This is a genomic window from Aureimonas ureilytica (assembly GCF_001475935.1).
GTDB classification, from domain to species: Bacteria; Pseudomonadota; Alphaproteobacteria; order Rhizobiales; family Rhizobiaceae; genus Aureimonas; species Aureimonas ureilytica_A.
Genome location: NZ_LDQA01000029.1, coordinates 21,942 through 40,225 on the forward strand (window position 1 = coordinate 21,942; position 18,284 = coordinate 40,225).

Sequence of the window (18,284 nt, forward strand, 5' to 3'; positions counted from 1 at the left end):
GCGAGGGGCGGCGGTCGCCCCCGCGAGGAATAGGGAACCAGCGGCGATGTTCGGCAAGCGCGGAAACGACACGGGCACTTTGGCACGGCCGGCACCGGCCGCGCCGCCTGTCGCCCCCGCGCCTGTCGCGGCTCCCGCGCCGCGCGAGGCCGCCGCGCCGCCCAAGCCCGTGAAAAGCAACGCTCCCCCGCAGCAGGCCGCCCCCGCCAGCGCGTCCGCACCGGCGGCCGCCAAGCCACGGCCCGACAGCTACTACGAGACCAAGAGCAAGATCTTCGCCGCGCTGATCGACACGATCGATCTGTCGCAGCTCGCCCGGCTCGAAGCCGAGATGGCGCGCGAGGAAATCCGCGACATCGTCAACGACATCATCTCGATCAAGAATTTCGCGATGACGATCGCCGAGCAGGAAGACCTGCTCGCCGACATCTGCAACGACGTTCTGGGCTACGGTCCGCTGGAGCCGCTTCTGGTTCGCGACGACATCGCCGACATCATGGTCAACGGCGCGCGCCAGACCTTCATCGAAGTCGGCGGCAAGGTGATCGAAGCCGGGGTGCGCTTTCGCGACAACCAGCAGCTTCTCAATATCTGCCAGCGCATCGTGTCGCAGGTCGGCCGGCGCGTCGACGAATCTTCGCCCATCTGCGACGCGCGCCTGCCGGACGGCTCTCGCGTCAACGTCATCGCCCCACCGCTCGCCATCGACGGCACGGTGCTCACCATTCGTAAGTTCAAGAAGGACAAGCTGACCCTGCCGCAGCTCGTGGATTTCGGCGCGATTTCGCCGGAAGGGGCGACGATCCTCGAGATCATCGGCCGGGTGCGCTGCAACGTCGTCATCTCCGGCGGCACGGGCTCGGGCAAGACCACGCTCCTCAACTGTCTGACGCGCTATATCGACGAGGACGAGCGCATCATCACCTGCGAGGATTCGGCCGAACTCCAGCTCCAGCAGCCCCATGTCGTGCGCCTCGAAACGCGCCCGCCCAATATCGAGGGCGAGGGCGAGATCACCATGCGCGATCTCGTCAAGAACTGCCTGCGTATGCGCCCCGAACGCATCATCGTCGGCGAAGTGCGCGGACCGGAAGTCTTCGATCTCCTTCAGGCGATGAACACGGGCCATGACGGCTCGATGGGCACGATCCACGCCAACAGCCCGCGCGAATGCCTCAACCGTATGGAGGCCATGATCGCCATGGGCGGCTTCTCGCTGCCCTCGCGCACGGTGAAGGAGATCATCGTCGGCTCGGTGGACGTCATCGTTCAGGCCGCGCGCCTGCGCGACGGCTCGCGCCGCATCACCCACATCACCGAGGTGGTGGGCATGGAAGGCGACGTCATCATCACGCAGGATCTCTTCCTCTACGACATTCTGGGCGAAGACTCGCGCGGGCGTCTCCTCGGGCGGCATCGCTCCACCGGCATCGGCCGGCCGGCCTTCTGGGACCGCGCGCGCTACTACAACGAAGAGCAGCGCCTGGCCCGCGCGCTGGACGCGGCCAATGTCGAAGGGGAGCGTGGGCTGTGACCGCTCTTCTCTTCATGCTGCTCGTCGCGCTGGCGACCGGCGCGCTGATCTATGGCCTGGTCCAGCCGCGTCTCGAAAACGACAAGGCGTCGCGCTCGCGCTTCGACCAGTTCTCGGCCTCCGAAAACGATCTGGCGCTGCGCCAGGCGGCGCGCGACCGGATGCAGGAGGTGAGCAAGCGGCGCAAGACGCTTCAGGCTTCGCTTCAGGATCTGGAAGAGAAGAACCGCAAGCGCAACGGCCATCTGCGCAAGGCGAGCCTCGAAGCGCGCTTGTTGCAGGCGGGACTGCGCATCTCCGTTCGGGCCTATATCATGGCCTGCGTCGCCCTCGGCCTGACCCTGTTTCTCGTGGTGCTGATGGTCAGCGGATCGCTCCTCATAGCGCTCGGGCTCGGCTTCGTGGGCGCGCTCGGCCTGCCGCAATGGTTCTTGAGCCTGCGCAAGAAGAAGCGCCAGACAAAATTCACCGACGAGTTCGCCAACGCGCTCGACGTCATCGTGCGCGGTATCAAGTCCGGCCTGCCGCTGAACGACACGCTGCGCATGATCGCCACCGAAACGCCCGAGCCGGTGCGCTCGGAATTCGCGCGCGTGGTGGAGGCGCTGCAGATGGGCTCCTCGCTGCCGGAGGCCGTCAACCGCCTCTATGTCAGCATGCCCATCCCCGAGACCAATTTCTTCTCCATCGTGGTGTCGATCCAGTCGCAGTCGGGCGGCAATCTGGCCGAGGCGCTGGGCAACCTGTCGCGCGTGTTGCGCGACCGGCGCAAGATGAAGGGCAAGATCAAGGCCATGTCGATGGAGGCCAAGTCCTCCGCCGCCATCATCGGCTCGCTGCCCGTGATCGTCGCCGGGCTCGTGTATCTCACCTCGCCCGACTACATCTCGGTCCTGTTCACCGACCCGATGGGACACATGATCCTGCTCGGCTCGGCGTTCTGGATGTCGTGCGGCATCCTGATCATGCGCAAGATGATCAATTTCGACTTCTAGAGGCTGCTATGGACGCCGTATTTCAGATGCTCGGCCTGTCCAGCCATGTCGCGCTGGGCCTCTGTGTCGCGGTGGCGATGTTTGCGACCGTGGTGTCGCTGGTAGGCCCGCTGCTCAACGGCCGCGACATGAAAACGCGCATGAAGGCGGTGGCGCTGGAGCGCGATCAGGTCCGCGCCCGCGAGCGCGCCCGCATGGCCGGCGAGCGGGACAACCAGCGCGTCAGCCTGCGCCAGCAGGCCGACCGATCCTTCGCGGCGAAGGTGGTCGAGGCGCTGGACCTGCGCAAGGCGCTGATGGACGAGGCAACGACCAACAAGCTGCGCATCGCGGGCTTTCGCACCCAGCGCTCGCTGACGCTGTTCCTGTTCTGCCGGGTCAGCCTGCCGCTCCTGTTCGGCGTCGTCGCGGCCTTCTATATTTTCGGCCTCGGCATCATGGCGAGCCACGCCCTGGGCATCCGTCTGTTCGTCTGCATCGCGGTGGCCTATGCCGGCTTCTATGCGCCGATCGTCTTTGTCGGCAACGCGGGCAAGAAGCGCGCGCAGTCGATCTCCCGCGCCTGGCCCGACGCGCTCGACCTGCTTCTGATCTGCGTGGAATCGGGCAATGCCATCGAGGCCGCGTTTCGCCGCGTGGCGGACGAGATCGGCATCCAGTCGGTGCCGCTGGCCGAGGAAATGGTGCTGGTCTGCGCCGAGCTGTCCTATCTGCCCGATCGCAAGCAGGCCTATGAGAACCTCATCACACGCACCGGCCTCGAAAGCGTACGCTCGGTCTGCACGGCGCTGATCCAGGCCGAGCGATACGGCACGCCGCTGGGCGTCGCCCTGCGCACGCTGGCGCAGGAAAGCCGCGACCAGCGTATGACGGCCGCTGAAGGCAAGGCCGCCGCGCTGCCGCCCAAGCTCACCGTTCCGATGATGGTGTTCTTCCTGCCGGTGCTGTTCGCCGTGATCATCGGGCCGGCTGTGATCAAGGTTCTGCCGAACCTTTGAGGATGGAGGGGCGGCGAGGGGCCGTCCCCCGCCTCGTCTGCGTCAGCCCCGGCGCTCGCTTTTCAGCTCGCTCCACGTGTTGCGCTGGGAGAGCATCTGCTTGAGATAGGCGACATTGGCCTGCGCTTCCTCGGGCGACAGCACGTCGGAGGCGATCTTCTCCGCTTCCGAGAAGCGACCCTGAAGCCCCACGGCGAGCGCCAGATTCTGGCGCACGCGCGGATCGGCCCCCGGCTGGCGGGCGGCGCGGCTGAGATAGGATTCGGCGCTTTTCAGATCGTTCTGCAGAAGCGACGACATGCCGAGATTGGAGAGAATCGCGGGTTCGTTCGGCTGGAGCACCAGCGCCTTTTCGTAGAGAACGCGCGCCTTCTCGGGCTGGCCGAGCTGGTCGAGGATCGCCCCTTCGGCCGACAGGAGACGCCAGTCCGGCCGGTCCGGCGTCTGGGCCCGCTGTACGGTTTCGAGCGCCTTGTTGAGATCGCCCGCCGCCGCCAGCGCCTTGCCATAGGCGCCGAGCACGTCCCGGTCGTTCGGGAAGGCGATGGCGACCTGCTGCATCACGGCCAGCGACTGGTCGTTGCGCCCGGCCGCCTGGAGGGCTGCTGCATAGGCGAGGCCGACATCCTTGTTCTTCGGATTGCGTTCGTAGGACGCGCCGTAAACGCGGATCGCGGCGCGCAGCTCGTCCGCCGTCATGGTGGAGACGTCGCGGCGCGGAGCGGCCTCGCCGCGCGGGGCGATAGAGCCCGTCGTCATGCGCGAGGTGTGCGTGCAGCCGCTGGCCGCCATCAAGGTCAGAAACACAAGCGCCAGCGAACCGCGCCTTGCGCCCGCGCTCCGGCGGGCGTAGTTCGGCGCGGCGTCGCCGCCTTCGGCTCGCGCAAGCGGTCGCATCGATCGACGCATCGGCTTCCCCGTTTCTTCTTCGCCCGCTGCGGGCAGAGTGCAAGCGGGTCATCTTTCGTTAACCCCTACGTCCCGTTCATTTCGCGGGGCTGACGTTCACGAGCGCCTCATGACCGACCGCCTACTTTCCTCCGCCCTCGATGCTCGTTCCGTCCATGCGGTGGACGAGGCCGGACTGGAGCGCCTACCCGAGACCGCCCGCCAATGGCTGGACGCGGCCGGTTACAAGGCGAGCGCGGGCTCGGTCGCGCTGTTTCCGCTGGACGGCGGGAGAGCGGGCGCGGTGTTGGGCCTCGGCGAGCCCGAGGCGCAAAGCCCGGCCGCCCGCGCGCTGCTGACCGGAGCGCTGGCGCAGAGCCTGCCGGCAGGGGACTGGGCGCTGGAGGGCGAACACGGGCTCGATCCCGATCTCGCCGCGCTGGGTTTCCTGCTCGGCTCCTACCGGTTCGAGCGCTATCTGTCGAAGCCGGGGAAGGCGGGTGCGCGTCTTGCGCTGCCTGAGGCCGCAGACGAAGCGGCGGTGCGGCTTCTGGCGAGCAGCGTCTTTCTGGTGCGCGATCTCATCAACACGCCGACCAACGACCTCCTGCCCGATGGCATCGAGGCGGCGGCGCGGGATGTGGCGACCGAGTTCGGTGCCGAGATCAGCACCATCGTCGGCGATGCGCTTCTGGAACAGAATTTCCCGATGATCCATGCGGTCGGCCGCGCCTCCAGCGTCGCGCCCCGCCTCATCGACATGAGTTGGGGCCCGGCGGATGCGCCGCGCGTCACGCTGGTCGGCAAGGGCGTCGCCTTCGACACGGGCGGGCTCGACATCAAGCCGGCCTCGGGCATGCTTCTGATGAAGAAGGACATGGGCGGCGCGGCCAATGTTCTGGGGCTGGCTCGGCTCGTGATGGGCTCCAAGCTCCCGGTGCGCCTGCGCGTGCTGATCCCGGCTGTCGAGAATGCCATCTCCGCCAACAGCTTCCGGCCGAGCGACATCCTGCGCAGCCGGCTCGGCAAGAGCGTCGAGATCGGCAACACGGATGCGGAGGGGCGTCTGATCCTCGCCGATGCGCTGGCGCTCGCCGACGAGGAATCGCCTGAGATCCTGATCGACATGGCGACGCTGACGGGCGCGGCGCGCGTCGCGCTGGGGCCGGACCTGCCGCCCTTCTACACCGACGACGAGGCGTTCGCGGGCGAGATCGCGGCGGCCAGCCACGCGCTGCACGATCCGCTCTGGCGTCTGCCGCTCTGGAAGCCCTATGCGAAAAACCTCGCGTCCAAGGTGGCCGACACGAACAACGTCACATCGGACGGTTTCGCCGGCTCCGTCACCGCCGCGCTCTTCCTCCAGGGCTTCGTGTCCAAGGCCAAGAGCTGGGCGCATTTCGACGTGTTTGGCTGGCGTCCGCAGCCCGGCCCGCTCGGCCCTGCCGGCGGCGAGGCGCAGGGCATCCGCGCCCTTCACCACGTTCTGTCGGGTCGCTACCCACGGTCTTGAAACCGCCTGAAAGTGCCGGACACTAGGCCCCGAGCGTCGCCTGAGACGAATCGACGCTCCCGAGGGGCGTATGGGACTCGACATCAAGCCGGGGCAGGCCTTGCGCCTGCTCCATCGCAACGCAATGGTTCAATCGCAGCATCCGGGCTCCGATCTCACGGCGCGCCAGACCGCGATTCTGCTGACGATCTATCTCGACCCGCCGCCCCACACGGTGCGCGGTCTTGCGCAGAAACTGCACGTGGCCAAGCCCGTGGTGACGCGCGCGCTCGACTCGATGGGACGCATGAATCTGCTCGAACGCCAGCGTGACCCCAGTGATCTGCGCAATGTCCTGATCCGCCGCACGGTCGAGGGCAGTCTCTTCGTCTCCGAAATGGCCGACCGGCTGGTCACCGAAGCGGAGGCGCTCGGACGATGACGGCCCCGCTCGACCCGCGCCTGCACGCCCACCGCCCCGATCTCGCCGACCGCCGCTTGGAAGGGCGCGTGGAGGCCGAGCGCTTCGTGGACGGCGCGCCCGCCCATGTCGTCATGCCCGTCGCCGACCTGCGCCGCCGCCCGTCGGCCGACGCGCCGCTGGAAACGCAGGCGCTCTATGGCGAGCGGCTGCGCGTCTTCGAGGAAACCGGCGAGGGCTGGTGCTGGGTTCAGCTCGACAAGGACGGCTATGTCGGCTGGGTGCCGACCGTGACGCTGATGAACGGCGAGCCGCCCGCGCCGACCCATCGCATTGCCGTTCGCCGCACGCTGGTCTTCCCCGGCCCCGACATCAAGCGTCCGCCCATGCACGACTTGCCGCTCGGCGCGCGGCTGCATGTGAAGGGCGAGGCGAGCGACCACAACGCGACCTATGGGCTGATCGCGCCCTTCGGCGCGGTGGTCGTGCAGCATATGAAGCCCGCGACCTCGTTCGAGACCGATTTCGTCGCGGTGGCGCAAGGGTTTCTGGGCGTCGCCTATCTCTGGGGCGGCAAGTCGGCGCTCGGCATCGACTGTTCGGGGCTGGTCCAAGTCGCGCTCGACGCCTGCGGTATCCTCGCCCCGCGTGACACCGACCTGCAAATGGCCTTGGGCGAAGCGCTGAGCGAGGGGGAAAACCCCCGGCGCGGCGATCTCGTCTTCTGGCGCGGCCATGTCGGCATCATGATGGACGAGACGCAGCTTCTCCACGCCAACGCCCATCACATGATGACGGCGATAGAGCCTCTGTCGGAGGCCGTGTCGCGGCTCGAAGCCAAGGGCGCGCCCGTACTTTCGATCCGTCGCCTGCCGGAGGTCCAGCAGGGCTGACGCTTGCCGGCGTGGGTTTAGAGCCGGGGACAAAACCCTGCGGGTCGATCCGCCGGGCTCTTCCGCCCCCGATGATCGTTGCCGATGCTCACCGATGCCGCCGGCATCGACTGCGCTCAACGCCTCGTCGGGAACGCAAGTCCCTCGCCGGCTTTCCGCCGCAGGGTTCTTTCCCCGGCTCTCAGTACCCCGCCGCACGATCCACGATGTTGGTGAGCGCCTCGCCGCGCCGGTGGGCCGCGATCTGTCGCATGATGATGGGCGCCAGCGCTTCCGGGTCGGAAGATGCGGCGGCGTGGGGCGTGACGAAGACGCGCGGGTGGCGCCAGAGCGGGCTGTCGGCGGCCAGCGGCTCGCGCTCGAACACGTCCAGCGAGGCTTCCATCAAGCGATTGTCGTTGAGCGCGCGCAGAATGGCCGAGTCGACCTGCAAGCCGCCGCGCCCGGCATTGACCAGAACCGGCGTGCCCAGCGGCGTTTCGCGCTTGAGCCGCGACAGGAAGGCGTCGTCGATCAGCCCGCGCGTCTCGCTCGTAAGCGGCAGAAGCACGACCAGAATGTCGCTTTGGGCCAGGATCGCCCCGAGCCCCTCCTCGCCATGGAAGGTGGTGACGCCCTCGACCTGACGCTCGCGCCGGCTCCAGCCCGAGACCTTGAAGCCGAGGAGGCGGAGCTTTTCGGCCGCGTCCCGCCCGAGTTCGCCAAGGCCGAGAATGCCGACCTGAACATCGCCGGCGGCGGGCTGGCGGCGCTCGTTCCAGAGACGGGCGGCCTGCTGCGCGCGATAGACCATGCCCCGGCGATGATGGTCGAGCACCCGCCAGACGACATATTCGCTCATGCGCGCGGTCAGATCGTCGGCCACGATGCGCACGATCGGCACATCGGGCACCGTGCGGTCGGCCAGGATGTGATCGACGCCCGCGCCGAGCGAAAAGACGGCCTGAAGGTTCGGCAGCCCTTCCAGAACCCCCGGCGGCTGCTTCCAGACCACGGCATAGCGGATCGAGGGATCGCCCGCCGTTTCGGGCCGCAGCACGATGGTCTCCGCCGGCGCGGCTTTCAGCATGGCGTCGTGCCAGCGCGTGGGGTCGAAGCCGGTGACGGACAGGAGAAGGGTCATGCAGGTCTCTTCGGTCAGCGTTCGGATAGGGCGTGCGGGCGGGAGGTCAGGCGACGGGTTCGGCGGCGTCCTGCAGCAGGCGCGCCTGCTGGCGTCCGTGGCGGGCGAACCAATGCGTGGCGGAAACAAGGAAGCCGTTCTCGATCGAGCCTGCGTCCACCGCCTCGATCAGAGCGTCCACCGGCGCTCGGATCGCGATGATGTCCTCCTGCTCGTCCAGCTTGCCGCCATGGCCATGCAGCGCGCCGGCATCCACCAGCGCGAGGAAGAAGCAGGCAACCTCGTCGCACAGGCCGGGGGAGGAGAGGATCGTATAGGCCGGCGCGATCGCATGCGTCACGAGCCCGGTTTCCTCTTCCAGTTCGCGGCTGGCCGCCTCGATCGGATTCTCGCCTTCGTCCACCAGGCCCGCCGGCAGTTCCAGCGCCGCCGCCTTGCCCGACGTCAGCGCCGCGCCGATGCGGAACTGGCGGATCACCACGATCTCGTCGCGCACGGGATCATAGGGAATGATGATGGCGGCGAGGCCCGAGCGCAGGAATTCGCGCCGCGCCAGCACCGGCTCGTCGCGCCCGAGCGGTGCGTGGCGCACCGTCACCGCGTCCAGCGCGCGAAAGCCTGCGTGAAGGCGCTCGTCCTTCTCGATGGTGAAATCGAGCGGCTGGTCCTCCAGCCTCTGACGGTAGATGTCGCTCATTCCGAAACCTCTCGGGCACCCGCCGCTTCGATGCGGAAGGCCGCCGCCATCAATGCCTTGGTATAGTCGGTTTGGGGATTGTCGAAGATCGCGTCCGACGAGCCACGCTCCACAACGTGCCCGCCGCGCATGACGATCACCTCGTTGGCGAGCGCGCGCACGACCTTCAGATCGTGGCTGATGAAGAGATAGGCGAGATCGTGCTTCTTCTGGAGATGGCGCAGGAGATCGACCACCTGCGCCTGCACGCTCATGTCCAGCGCCGAGGTCGGCTCGTCCAGCATCACGAAGCGCGGGTTGAGCACCATGGCGCGGGCAATCGCGATGCGCTGGCGCTGGCCGCCCGAGAATTCGTGCGGATAGCGAAAGCGGGTGGCCGGGTCGAGCCCGACTTCGGTCAGCGCCGAGACGACGCGCGCGTCCCGATCCGCGCTGGAGAGCGAGGGCTGGTGGACGCGCAGACCCTCCGCGATGATCTCGCCCACCGCCATGCGCGGCGAGAGCGAGCCGAACGGGTCCTGAAACACGATCTGGACGCGGTCGCGAAGGGGCCGCATGTCCTTGAAAGAGCGCTGGTCGATCCGCTCGCCGTCGAAGCGGATTTCGCCTTGGCTTGCGATCATGCGGCAGAGCGCGAGGCCGAGCGTCGTCTTGCCCGAGCCCGACTCGCCGACGACGCCGACCGTCTGCCCGGCGCGCACCGTGATGTCGATCCCGTCCACGGCCTTCACATGGTCCGAAACGCGCCGGAACAGGCCGGTGCGCACGGGAAACCAGACCTTGATGTCCCGCCCTTCCATGACGACCGGCGCGTTGGCATTGGCCGCGGGCGGCCGCCCCTTGGGCTCGGCGGCCAGAAGATGGCGCGTATAGGCGTGCTGCGGATTGGCGAAGATCTCGGCGGTCGGCCCGGTCTCGACGATCTCGCCCTTGGTCATGACGCAGACCCGGTCCGCGATGCGCCGGACGATGCCGAGATCATGCGTTATGAAGAGGAGGCCCATCTGGCGCTCCTCCTGGAGCTTCTTCAAAAGCTCCAGAATCTGCGCCTGAACCGTCACGTCGAGCGCGGTGGTCGGCTCGTCGGCGATCAGAAGGTCCGGCTCGTTGGCGAGCGCCATCGCGATCATCACGCGCTGGCGCTGGCCGCCAGAGAGTTGGTGCGGATAGGCGCCGAGGCGCTTTTCCGGCTCGCGAATGCCGACCTGATGCAGAAGCTCCAGCGTGCGCTCGCGCGCGGCGCGGTCGGACAGGCCCCGATGCACCTTCATGACCTCGCCGATCTGCCGCTCGATCGTGTGGAGCGGGTTCAGCGAGGACATGGGCTCCTGAAAGATCATCGAAATGCGGTTGCCGCGCACCGCCCGCAGCGCGTCGTCGCTCGCCCCGATCAGGTCCTGCCCCTCGAACAGGACCTCTCCGCCCGGATGGCTCGCGGCGGGGTAGGGCAGGAGCTTCAGGATCGAGAGCGCGGACACGGACTTGCCCGAGCCGGACTCGCCGACCAGCGCCACGGTTTCGCCCTTGGCGATGGAAAAGGACACGCCCTTCACCGCAAGGCTGGTCGCCCCGCCCTGCGCGAAGGCCACCTGAAGCCCGCGCACATCGAGAAGCGGGCTTTGCGCGGAGGAGGAAGCAGCTTGGCTCAAAGATGTCTCCTCACGCCGGACGGGCGTTCAGCGCGGAAGCGGCGGGATGGACGTTCGCCGCATGGCGATGGTGGCCGTGACCGGTATGGCCCTGATGCCCGTGGTCGTGGTCGTGGTCGTGGTCGTGGTCGTGGTCGTGGTCGTGGTCGTGGTCGTGGTCGTGGGGATGTGCGGCGTCGGCGCAGAGATCGCCTTCGACCTCCACCGTCGCATGGCCGATGGCGAAGTCCTGTCGCAGGGCGGTCTTGATGGCGCGCACGGTGCCCGGCCCGTCCGCGCCCTCCAGAAGCTTGGCATGAAGCGTCGCGGCGCGGCGCTTGGGCGTGATCATCCAGACATGGACATGATGCACTTCGGCCAGACCCGGCACACGATCGGCGAGAGCCTGTTTCACCGCCGCGCCATCCACGCCGGCGGGCGAGCCTTCGAGCAGGACATGGCCGGATTCACGCACCAGCCGCCAGGCATTGCCGAGGATCAGGAGGCAGACGAGCACGGACAGGATGGGGTCGATCGGCGTCCAGCCGGTGCGCCAGATGACGATCGAGGCGATGATGGCCGCGACCGAGCCCAGGAGATCGCCGAGCACGTGCAGAAGCGCGCCGCGCAGGTTCAGGTCTTCCTTATCGCCGCCATGCAGCGTGAAGAAGGCCGCGATGTTGACGAGAAGGCCTGCGACGGCCACGGCGAACATCGGCCCGGCCAGAACCGGTGCCGGGTTGGCCAGACGCTGCCACGCCTCGAAGATGATGAAGGCGCTGATGCCGAAGAGAACCAGACCGTTGGAATAGGCGACCAGAATCTGGAACCGATCATAGCCGAAGGAGCGGCGCGCATCGGCCGGGCGCCGCGCCATGCGGATGGCGACGAAGGCGAGCGCCAGACCGGCGAAGTCCACCAGCATGTGCCCGGCATCGGCCAGAAGCGCGAGCGAGCCGGAGACGATCCCGCCCGCGACCTCGACCAGCATGAAGACGCCTGTCAGCCCCGCCGCGATGGCGAGCCGGCGCTCGCTCGCATGGGCCGCATGATCGTGGTCGTGGCCGGCATGGCTGTGGCCAGCATGGCCGGCCTGATCGTGGGAATGGCCCATCGTGCTCACCTGAAGCTCTTGCGGGGGTCGAAGGCGTCGCGCACCGCTTCGCCGATGAAGACGAGCAGCGACAGCATCAAGGACAGGACGACGAAGCCGGAAATGCCGAGCCAGGGCGCCTGAAGATTGTTGCGCCCCTGCGCCAGCAACTCGCCGAGCGAGGGCGAGCCGGGCGGCAGGCCGAAGCCGAGGAAGTCGAGCGAGGTCAGCGTCGTGATCGAGCCGTTGAGAATGAAAGGCAGGAAGGTCAGCGTCGCGACCATGGCATTGGGCAGGAGATGCCGGCCCATGATGGTCCAGTCGCCGACGCCGAGCGCGCGCGCCGCGTTCACATATTCGAAGTTGCGCGCCCGCAGGAACTCGGCGCGCACGACGCCCACGAACGAGACCCAGGAGAAAAGCAGCATGATGCCCAGCAGAATCCAGAAGCCCGGCGGCAGGATCGCGGCGACGATCAGGAGCAGATAGAGAACCGGGATCGAGCTCCAGATCTCGATGAAGCGCTGGAAGATCAGATCGACCCAGCCGCCGAAATAGCCCTGCACCGCGCCCGCGAACACGCCGATCACGGCCGAGGTGGCGGTGAGGATCAGGCCGAACAGGACGGAAATGCGGAAACCGTAGATCAGGCGGGCCAGAACGTCGCGCGCCTGATCGTCCGTTCCCAGCCAGTTCCAGTTGCCCAGCACGCAGTTGGGATCGTTCGCCCCCAACGGATAGCGCGCGCAGCGCTCCTCCTTGGAAAAGGTCCAGGAGGGCGGGGAGGGGGCGGGAACGGGAATCTCGTTGTTGACGCTGCCGTAGGAATAGCGGATCGGCGGCCAGACCATCCAGCCGTTCGCCGCCACCTCGTCCTGAATGAACGGGTCGCGGTAATTGGTGACGGGCAGAAAGCCGCCGAAGACCTCTTCCGGGTAGTCCTTGAAGATGGGCGTGTAATATTCGCCCTTGTAGGAGATCAGGAGCGGGCGGTCATTGGCGATGAACTCCGCGCCGAGCGTCAGCACGAAGAGCACGAGGAAGATCCAGAGCGACCACCAGCCGCGCCGATGCGCCTTGAAGTTCTGCCAGCGGCGCTGGTTGAGCGGCGACAGGCGCGGCGGACGCAGCGTCTCGACAGGCGGCGCCATCTGCGCCAGCGCGCCGGTGTCGGCCCTGGCGTCGGCGGCCTTGATGATCTCGGGCGGGTTGTCCGAAGAAGACGTCACGGATCAAACCTCCCGTCGCATGGCCGAGTCGGAAAACCGGGTTCCACTTTTCCGGGCCATGCTCAAACCTCCCGCTTCTCGAAATCGATGCGCGGATCGATCCAGGTATAGGTGAGGTCGGAGATCAGCGTGGTGAGCAGGCCGATCAGGGAGAAGATGTAGAGCGTGGCGAAAACCACGGGATAGTCCCGCTTGTAGATGCTTTCGAAGGACAGCAGCCCGAGCCCGTCCAGCGAGAAGATCGTCTCGATCAGGAGCGAGCCGGAGAAGAAGGCCGAGATGAAGGCGCCGGGGAAGCCCGCGACGATGATCAGCATGGCGTTGCGGAACACATGGCCATAGAGCACGCGGCGCTCGGTGAGGCCCTTGGCGCGCGCGGTGGTCACGTATTGCTTGCGGATTTCGTCGAGGAACGAGTTCTTGGTCAGCAGCGTCGTCGTGGCGAAGGCCGACAGCGACAGCGCGATGAGCGGCAGCGTCAGGTGCCAGAAATAATCGACGATCCGCTCCGGCCAGGAGAGCTGCGCCCAGTTGTCGGAGGTCAGCCCGCGCAGCGGGAACCAGTCGAGAAACGAGCCGCCGGCAAAGAGCACGATCAGGAGAACCGCGAAGAGAAAGCCCGGAATGGCATAGGCCACGATGATGACCGCGCTCGTCCAGGTGTCGAAGCGCGAGCCCTCCTTCAAGGCTTTGCGGATGCCGAGCGGGATCGAGATGATATAGGAGAGAAGCGTGATCCAGAGCCCGAGCGAGATCGAAACCGGCAGCTTCTGGATGATGAGATCCACGACAGTGGCATTAGAAAAGAAGCTCGTTCCAAAGTCGAAGCGGGCATAATCCCAGATCATCGTGGCGAAGCGTTCGAGTGGCGGCTTGTCGAAGCCGAACTGCTGCTCCAGCCGCTTGATGAACTCGGGGTCCAGCCCCTGCGCACCGCGATAGCCCGAGGATTCGCCCGACATCGCAGCGGCTTCGCCGCCACCTCCGCCGCCCAGCCGGTCGGCCGCGCCGCCGCCCTGGCCCTGGAGGCTGGCGACGACCTGTTCCACAGGGCCACCCGGCGCGAACTGGATCACGATGAAGGAAACGGCCATGATCCCGAACAGGGTCGGAATCATCAAAGCCAGACGTCGAAGAATATAGGCGGCCATTCACCCGTTCCGTTGCGCGGCGATCAGGGGCGCGTCGGGCTCAAGCCCGACCCGCCGCCTTCGCCTTGGCCTCGTCGTACCACCAGAGCCGTTCCACCGGAAACCCGTAATCGGGCTTGGGATCGCGAAAGCCGAACATGTCCCACCATGCGACCTTATGCCCGGTGGAGCCGATATTGGGCAGCCAGTCCAGGCGCCAGCGCAAGGTCCGGTCCAGCGCGCGCATGGCGATGGCGAGGCTTTCCCGGTCCTGCGCCTCGCCGACCTTCGCGATCAAGGCGTCCAAGGCCGTGCTCGCCGTGCCCGGATAATTGTAGGAGCCGTTGCGATCGCGCGCCGCCGAGCCGAAGAAAAGCCCGAGGCTTTCGCGTGTCGGCGTGCCGTTGAGCGAAAAGGCGCAGAGCATCATGTCGAAGTCGAAACGGTTCTGCCGGTCCTGATATTGCGCGGCGTCCACGAGGCGCAGCGAGGCGTCGATGCCCAGAAGCTTCATGTTCTCGATCATCTTGCCGTAGATGCGCGCCTGCTCGGGGTCGTTGATCAGATGTTCGAGCCGGAAGACCGTGCCCTTGGCGTCCACGAGCTGCGAGCCCTTGCGCGTCCAGCCGGCGGCCTGGAGCAGGTCGGCGGCCTCGCGCAGGAGCTTGCGGTCGCGGCCCGATCCGTCCGAGATTGGCTGGCGCCAGACCTCGCCGAAGACCTCCGGCGGCAGGTCGGCCCGCAGCGGCTCCAGCAGCGCCAATTCCTCCGGCGGAGGCGCGCCCACGGCCACGAAATCCGAATTCTCGAAGGGCGATTGCGAATGCTCGCGCAGGCCATAGAGAAGATTGGCGTTGGTCCATTCGAAGTCGAAGCAGAGATTGATCGCGCGGCGCACGCGCGCATCCTGAAACTGCGCCCGGCGCTGGTTCAGCGCCCAGCATTGGAAGCGCGGCCATTTTTCTTCCTCGAACTGGCGCATCTGCACGCGTCCGTCGGTCACGGCCGGAAACTGATATTCCGTCGCCCAGGCCTTGGTCGTGAACTCCTCGCGATAGGTCGTGTCGCCCTTCTTGAAGGCTTCCAGCGCGCTCTGGCGGTCGCGGTAGAACTCGACGCGGATCGTCTGGAAATGGTCCAGCCCGCGCTGGAAGGGCATATCCTTGGCCCAATGGTCGGCCCGCTTCTCGTATTCGATGAAGCGCCCTGCGATATAGCGGCCGATGCGATAGGCGCCGGAGCCCGGGATCTCGGTGAAACCGCCCTGCGTGAACGGTCGATCCTGAAAAAAGCTTTCCGGCACGATCGGGATGGAAAGCGCCTGAAGCGCGGTCGGCAGGGTCTGCCGACCGGAAAAGCGGATCGTCACCCCGCGCTCGCCGTCGGCTGTCACCTCAATGACCTCTGCCAGCTGAATGGCGAGCGCCGGGTGGCCCTCGCTCTTCATGGTGCGATAGGAAAAGGCGACGTCGGAGGCCAGAACCGGCGCGCCGGTGGAGAAGCGCGCTTGTGGGCGAAGCTCGAAGCGGAATGTGTTGTTGTCGGGCGAAACGGACACGCTCTCGGCCAGCTGACCATAGATCGCGTCCGGCTCGTCCAGCGTCCCGGTCATCAGCCCTTCATAGAGCATTTCGATGCGCGGCGGCGCGTTGCCCTGAAGAATGAAGGTGTTGAACGTGTCGAACGTATCGGGCGCCTGATTGAGCACCCAGTTCGGCACGGTGAACGTGAAGCGCCCGCCCTCTGGCGCGTCGGGGCTCGCGTAGTCGAACTGCTGGTAATCGGCGGGGTATTTCAGATCGCCGAAGGGCGAGAGGCCGTGCAGCTTGGTGTCGTGCGCGAGCGCCGCGAACCCCAGGCGCGGCAGCGCGGCGACCGCGCCCGCCGCCAAGGCCAGCCTGCCGAAGTCGCGACGCGAGAAGAGGCGGAGAGGCCCGGTCATGGCGCGCCTCTCAAGGCTGCACGGGCGGGATGGCCGGCTTGGCCGCCGGGTCCGGCGCGCCGGCCGCCGCCGCATCGGCCGGCGTGTTCACCGGCACCTCGCCCTTTACCCACCAGGAATAGGGGTCGAGCCCGACATAGGCCGGCTGCTTCTCGGGCATTCCGAACTTGTCCCAATAGGACACCCAGATTTCCGGATTGTGCCATTGCGGCACGACATAGAAATTCCAGAGAAGAACGCGGTCGAGCGCATGGACGGCGGTCACCAGACTGTCGCGGTCGGGCGCGTAGATCACCTTCTCGACCAGCGCATCCACCGCCTCGTTGCGGATGCCGGCCGTGTTCTTGCTGCCCGGCTGCGAGGCGGCCGGCGTGGTCCAGAACTCGCGCTGCTCGTTGCCGGGCGACAGCGACTGCGCCATCACGTCGGTCACAATGTCGAAGTCGAAACTACTGGTCAGCGCCAGATATTGCGAGACGTCCACGATGCGCGTCGAGGTCTCGATGCCGAGCCGCTTCAGCTGGTTGGCGAACGGGTCGATGACGCGCGAGGAAGAGGGATCGGTCGCCAGGAACTCGATGCGGAACGGCTCGCCCTTCGCGTTCACCAGCTGCGAGCCCTTGCGGGTCCAGCCGGCGGCGGTCAACAGGTCGAAGGCCTGCTTCAGATAGGTGCGCTCGGCATTGGGCTGCGAATAATCGGGCAGGGTGAAGGGCGTGGTGAAGACCTCGGGCGGGATCTTGTCGCGCAGCGGCTCCAGAAGCTTCAGCTCGCCCTCGCTCGGCAGGCCGGATGAGGCCAGTTCCGTGCCCTGGAAATAGCTCGTCGTGCGCTGGTAGAGGCCATAGAACAGGTTCTTGTTCATGTCCTGAAAGTTGAAGGCCAGCGTCAGCGCGCGGCGCACGCGCGGATCGGCGAATTTCTCGCGCCTCGTGTTCAAGACATAGCCCTGCATGGGCTGCCCGGTTTCGGAGGCCAGCGCCATCTTTTTCACGCGGCCATCGTTGAAGGCCGGGAAATTGTAACCCTGCGCCCAGCGACCGGCGCTGTTCTCGACCCGGTAGTCCGAAAAGCCGCCGCGCTTGTAGGCTTCCCAGCTTGCGCTCTGGTCGCGGAAATAGGTGTAGCGAATTTCGTCGTAATTGTAGCGGCCGATGCGCGCCGGCTTCTGGGCGGCCCAGTAGTTGGGCACCCGCTCCCAGGTGATGTCCGAGCCCGGCGTGAAGCTCTTGATGCGGTAGGGGCCGGAGCCAACCGGCACTTCCAGCGTCGGCGCGGTGATGTCGCGCTTCTGCCCGTTCGGCCCCGTGCCTTCCCACCAGTGCTTGGGCAGCACGACGAGATCGCCCATGATGTTGGGCAGTTCGCGATTGCCGGTCTGGTCGAAGCGGAAGGTGACCTCGCGCTCGCCGGTCTTCTCCGCGCCCGTCACGCTGCGATAATAATTGCCATAGAGCGGCGACAGCGCCTTCACCGTCTCGAAGCTCCAGATCACGTCCTCGACCGTGATCGGCTGCCCGTCGCTGAACCGGGCGTCGGGGTCCAGTCGGTAGGTGACGGATGAGAAGTCCGAGGGGTAGCGCAGCGCTTCCGCGATCAGCGCATGGCTGACGCCCGGTTCGTCGGGCGACTGGTCGAGAAGCGTGTCATAGACGATGCCCCCGCCCAGCACCGCAAAGCCCGCCGCCGGCGTGCCGCGCACGGGGAACGGGTTGAAGCTGTCGAACGTGCCTGGCGCCGACAGGCGCAGGACGCCGCCCTTCGGCGCGTCGGGGTTCACGTAATCGTAGCGCTGGAAGGTCTCGCCATATTTCGACGGCCGGATCAGCGAGGACGACGTGTGCCATTCCCCCGCCTCCACCGCCGGAGCGGCGGTCGGGGCGGGCGCCGGTTGCTGGGCATAGGCCAGCGGGGCGGTGCCGGCGAGAAGCGCCGAGGCGAGAAGGAGGGAAACGGCGCGGGATGCGATCGGCAAAGCGAACTCCAGGCGGGACAGGCGGAAAAGACGGAGCCCAGACGGCCGGATCAATATGGCCATCCTCGGGCGACGGGCGCCGAGATACGAAAGTGTAATGGCCGAGCGGCCGGTGTCCATGCCCTCGGGCATCACGCTCTCGTCGCAGAGCGGCGCGATCGTCCTGAAACGCGAAAGTCTTGAAACGCGAAAAGTGCCGAAACGCAAAAAGGCCGGGCGTCGCCGCCCGACCTTCTGATCTCGTTG

General features: G+C 66.8%; 15 protein-coding genes. 6 read left to right on the forward strand and 9 right to left on the reverse strand.

Going from position 1 to position 18,284, the window contains the following annotated elements; all coding sequences use genetic code 11:
* Window positions 1-46: 46 nt before the first annotated feature.
* The 3 genes from NS365_RS14365 to NS365_RS14375 are packed head-to-tail and all read left to right on the forward strand — an operon-like array spanning window position 47 to window position 3,527.
* Window positions 47-1,534: a CpaF family protein gene (locus NS365_RS14365; protein ID WP_058600988.1), complete on the forward strand. Its 1,488-nt coding sequence runs from the start codon at window positions 47-49 to the stop codon at window positions 1,532-1,534.
* Between the two features lie 14 nt (window positions 1,535-1,548).
* Window positions 1,549-2,529, forward strand: a complete 981-nt coding sequence (locus NS365_RS14370; RefSeq protein ID WP_058601028.1) for a type II secretion system F family protein — start codon at window positions 1,549-1,551, stop codon at window positions 2,527-2,529.
* An 8-nt stretch (window positions 2,530-2,537) separates the two neighbouring features.
* On the forward strand, window positions 2,538-3,527 hold the full coding sequence (locus NS365_RS14375) for a type II secretion system F family protein (RefSeq protein WP_058600989.1): 990 nt from the start codon (window positions 2,538-2,540) through the stop codon (window positions 3,525-3,527).
* A 42-nt stretch (window positions 3,528-3,569) separates the two neighbouring features.
* On the opposite strand, the gene NS365_RS14380 is transcribed toward NS365_RS14375, so the two are convergent.
* Window positions 3,570-4,436 carry a tetratricopeptide repeat protein gene (locus NS365_RS14380; protein ID WP_082684612.1) on the reverse strand — a complete coding sequence of 289 codons (867 nt, stop codon included), beginning with the start codon at window positions 4,434-4,436 and terminating at the stop codon, window positions 3,570-3,572.
* A 109-nt stretch (window positions 4,437-4,545) separates the two neighbouring features.
* Here NS365_RS14380 and NS365_RS14385 point away from each other — a divergent pair, with 109 nt between their 5' ends.
* The 3 genes from NS365_RS14385 (at window position 4,546) to NS365_RS14395 (ending at window position 7,221) form a co-directional block, all read left to right on the forward strand.
* Window positions 4,546-5,928, forward strand: coding sequence for a leucyl aminopeptidase family protein (locus NS365_RS14385; protein WP_058600991.1), 1,383 nt, complete (start codon window positions 4,546-4,548; stop codon window positions 5,926-5,928).
* 70 nt (window positions 5,929-5,998) lie between these two features.
* The gene (locus tag NS365_RS14390) at window positions 5,999-6,349 is read left to right on the forward strand and encodes a MarR family transcriptional regulator (protein ID WP_058600992.1); all 351 of its coding nucleotides are present in this window, start codon (window positions 5,999-6,001) and stop codon (window positions 6,347-6,349) included.
* Window positions 6,346-7,221: an NlpC/P60 family protein gene (locus tag NS365_RS14395; protein ID WP_058600993.1), complete on the forward strand. Its 876-nt coding sequence runs from the start codon at window positions 6,346-6,348 to the stop codon at window positions 7,219-7,221. Before NS365_RS14390 ends, NS365_RS14395 begins: the two co-directional genes overlap by 4 nt.
* Before the next feature lie 181 nt (window positions 7,222-7,402).
* Here NS365_RS14395 and NS365_RS14400 read toward each other — a convergent pair whose 3' ends face one another.
* The 8 genes from NS365_RS14400 to NS365_RS14435 form a co-directional block, all read right to left on the reverse strand.
* Window positions 7,403-8,344, reverse strand: coding sequence for a 2-hydroxyacid dehydrogenase (locus NS365_RS14400; RefSeq protein WP_058600994.1), 942 nt, complete (start codon window positions 8,342-8,344; stop codon window positions 7,403-7,405).
* Between the two features lie 46 nt (window positions 8,345-8,390).
* Complete coding sequence (locus NS365_RS14405; RefSeq protein WP_058600995.1) at window positions 8,391-9,041, reverse strand: NUDIX domain-containing protein; 651 nt, start codon at window positions 9,039-9,041, stop codon at window positions 8,391-8,393.
* Window positions 9,038-10,690, reverse strand: coding sequence for an ABC transporter ATP-binding protein (locus NS365_RS14410; protein WP_058600996.1), 1,653 nt, complete (start codon window positions 10,688-10,690; stop codon window positions 9,038-9,040). Before NS365_RS14410 ends, NS365_RS14405 begins: the two co-directional genes overlap by 4 nt.
* 10 nt (window positions 10,691-10,700) lie before the next feature.
* Window positions 10,701-11,783 carry a cation diffusion facilitator family transporter gene (locus NS365_RS14415; RefSeq protein WP_058601029.1) on the reverse strand — a complete coding sequence of 361 codons (1,083 nt, stop codon included), beginning with the start codon at window positions 11,781-11,783 and terminating at the stop codon, window positions 10,701-10,703.
* Between the two features lie 5 nt (window positions 11,784-11,788).
* A complete protein-coding gene (locus tag NS365_RS14420) occupies window positions 11,789-12,913 on the reverse strand; it encodes an ABC transporter permease (protein WP_058601030.1) in 1,125 nt (374 codons plus the stop codon).
* A gap of 140 nt (window positions 12,914-13,053) precedes the next feature.
* The gene (locus tag NS365_RS14425; RefSeq protein WP_058600997.1) at window positions 13,054-14,142 is read right to left on the reverse strand and encodes a microcin C ABC transporter permease YejB; all 1,089 of its coding nucleotides are present in this window, start codon (window positions 14,140-14,142) and stop codon (window positions 13,054-13,056) included.
* A gap of 40 nt (window positions 14,143-14,182) precedes the next feature.
* The gene (locus tag NS365_RS14430) at window positions 14,183-16,063 is read right to left on the reverse strand and encodes an extracellular solute-binding protein (RefSeq protein ID WP_058600998.1); all 1,881 of its coding nucleotides are present in this window, start codon (window positions 16,061-16,063) and stop codon (window positions 14,183-14,185) included.
* Between the two features lie 10 nt (window positions 16,064-16,073).
* Window positions 16,074-18,038: an extracellular solute-binding protein gene (locus NS365_RS14435; protein WP_058601031.1), complete on the reverse strand. Its 1,965-nt coding sequence runs from the start codon at window positions 18,036-18,038 to the stop codon at window positions 16,074-16,076.
* Window positions 18,039-18,284 lie beyond the last annotated feature (246 nt).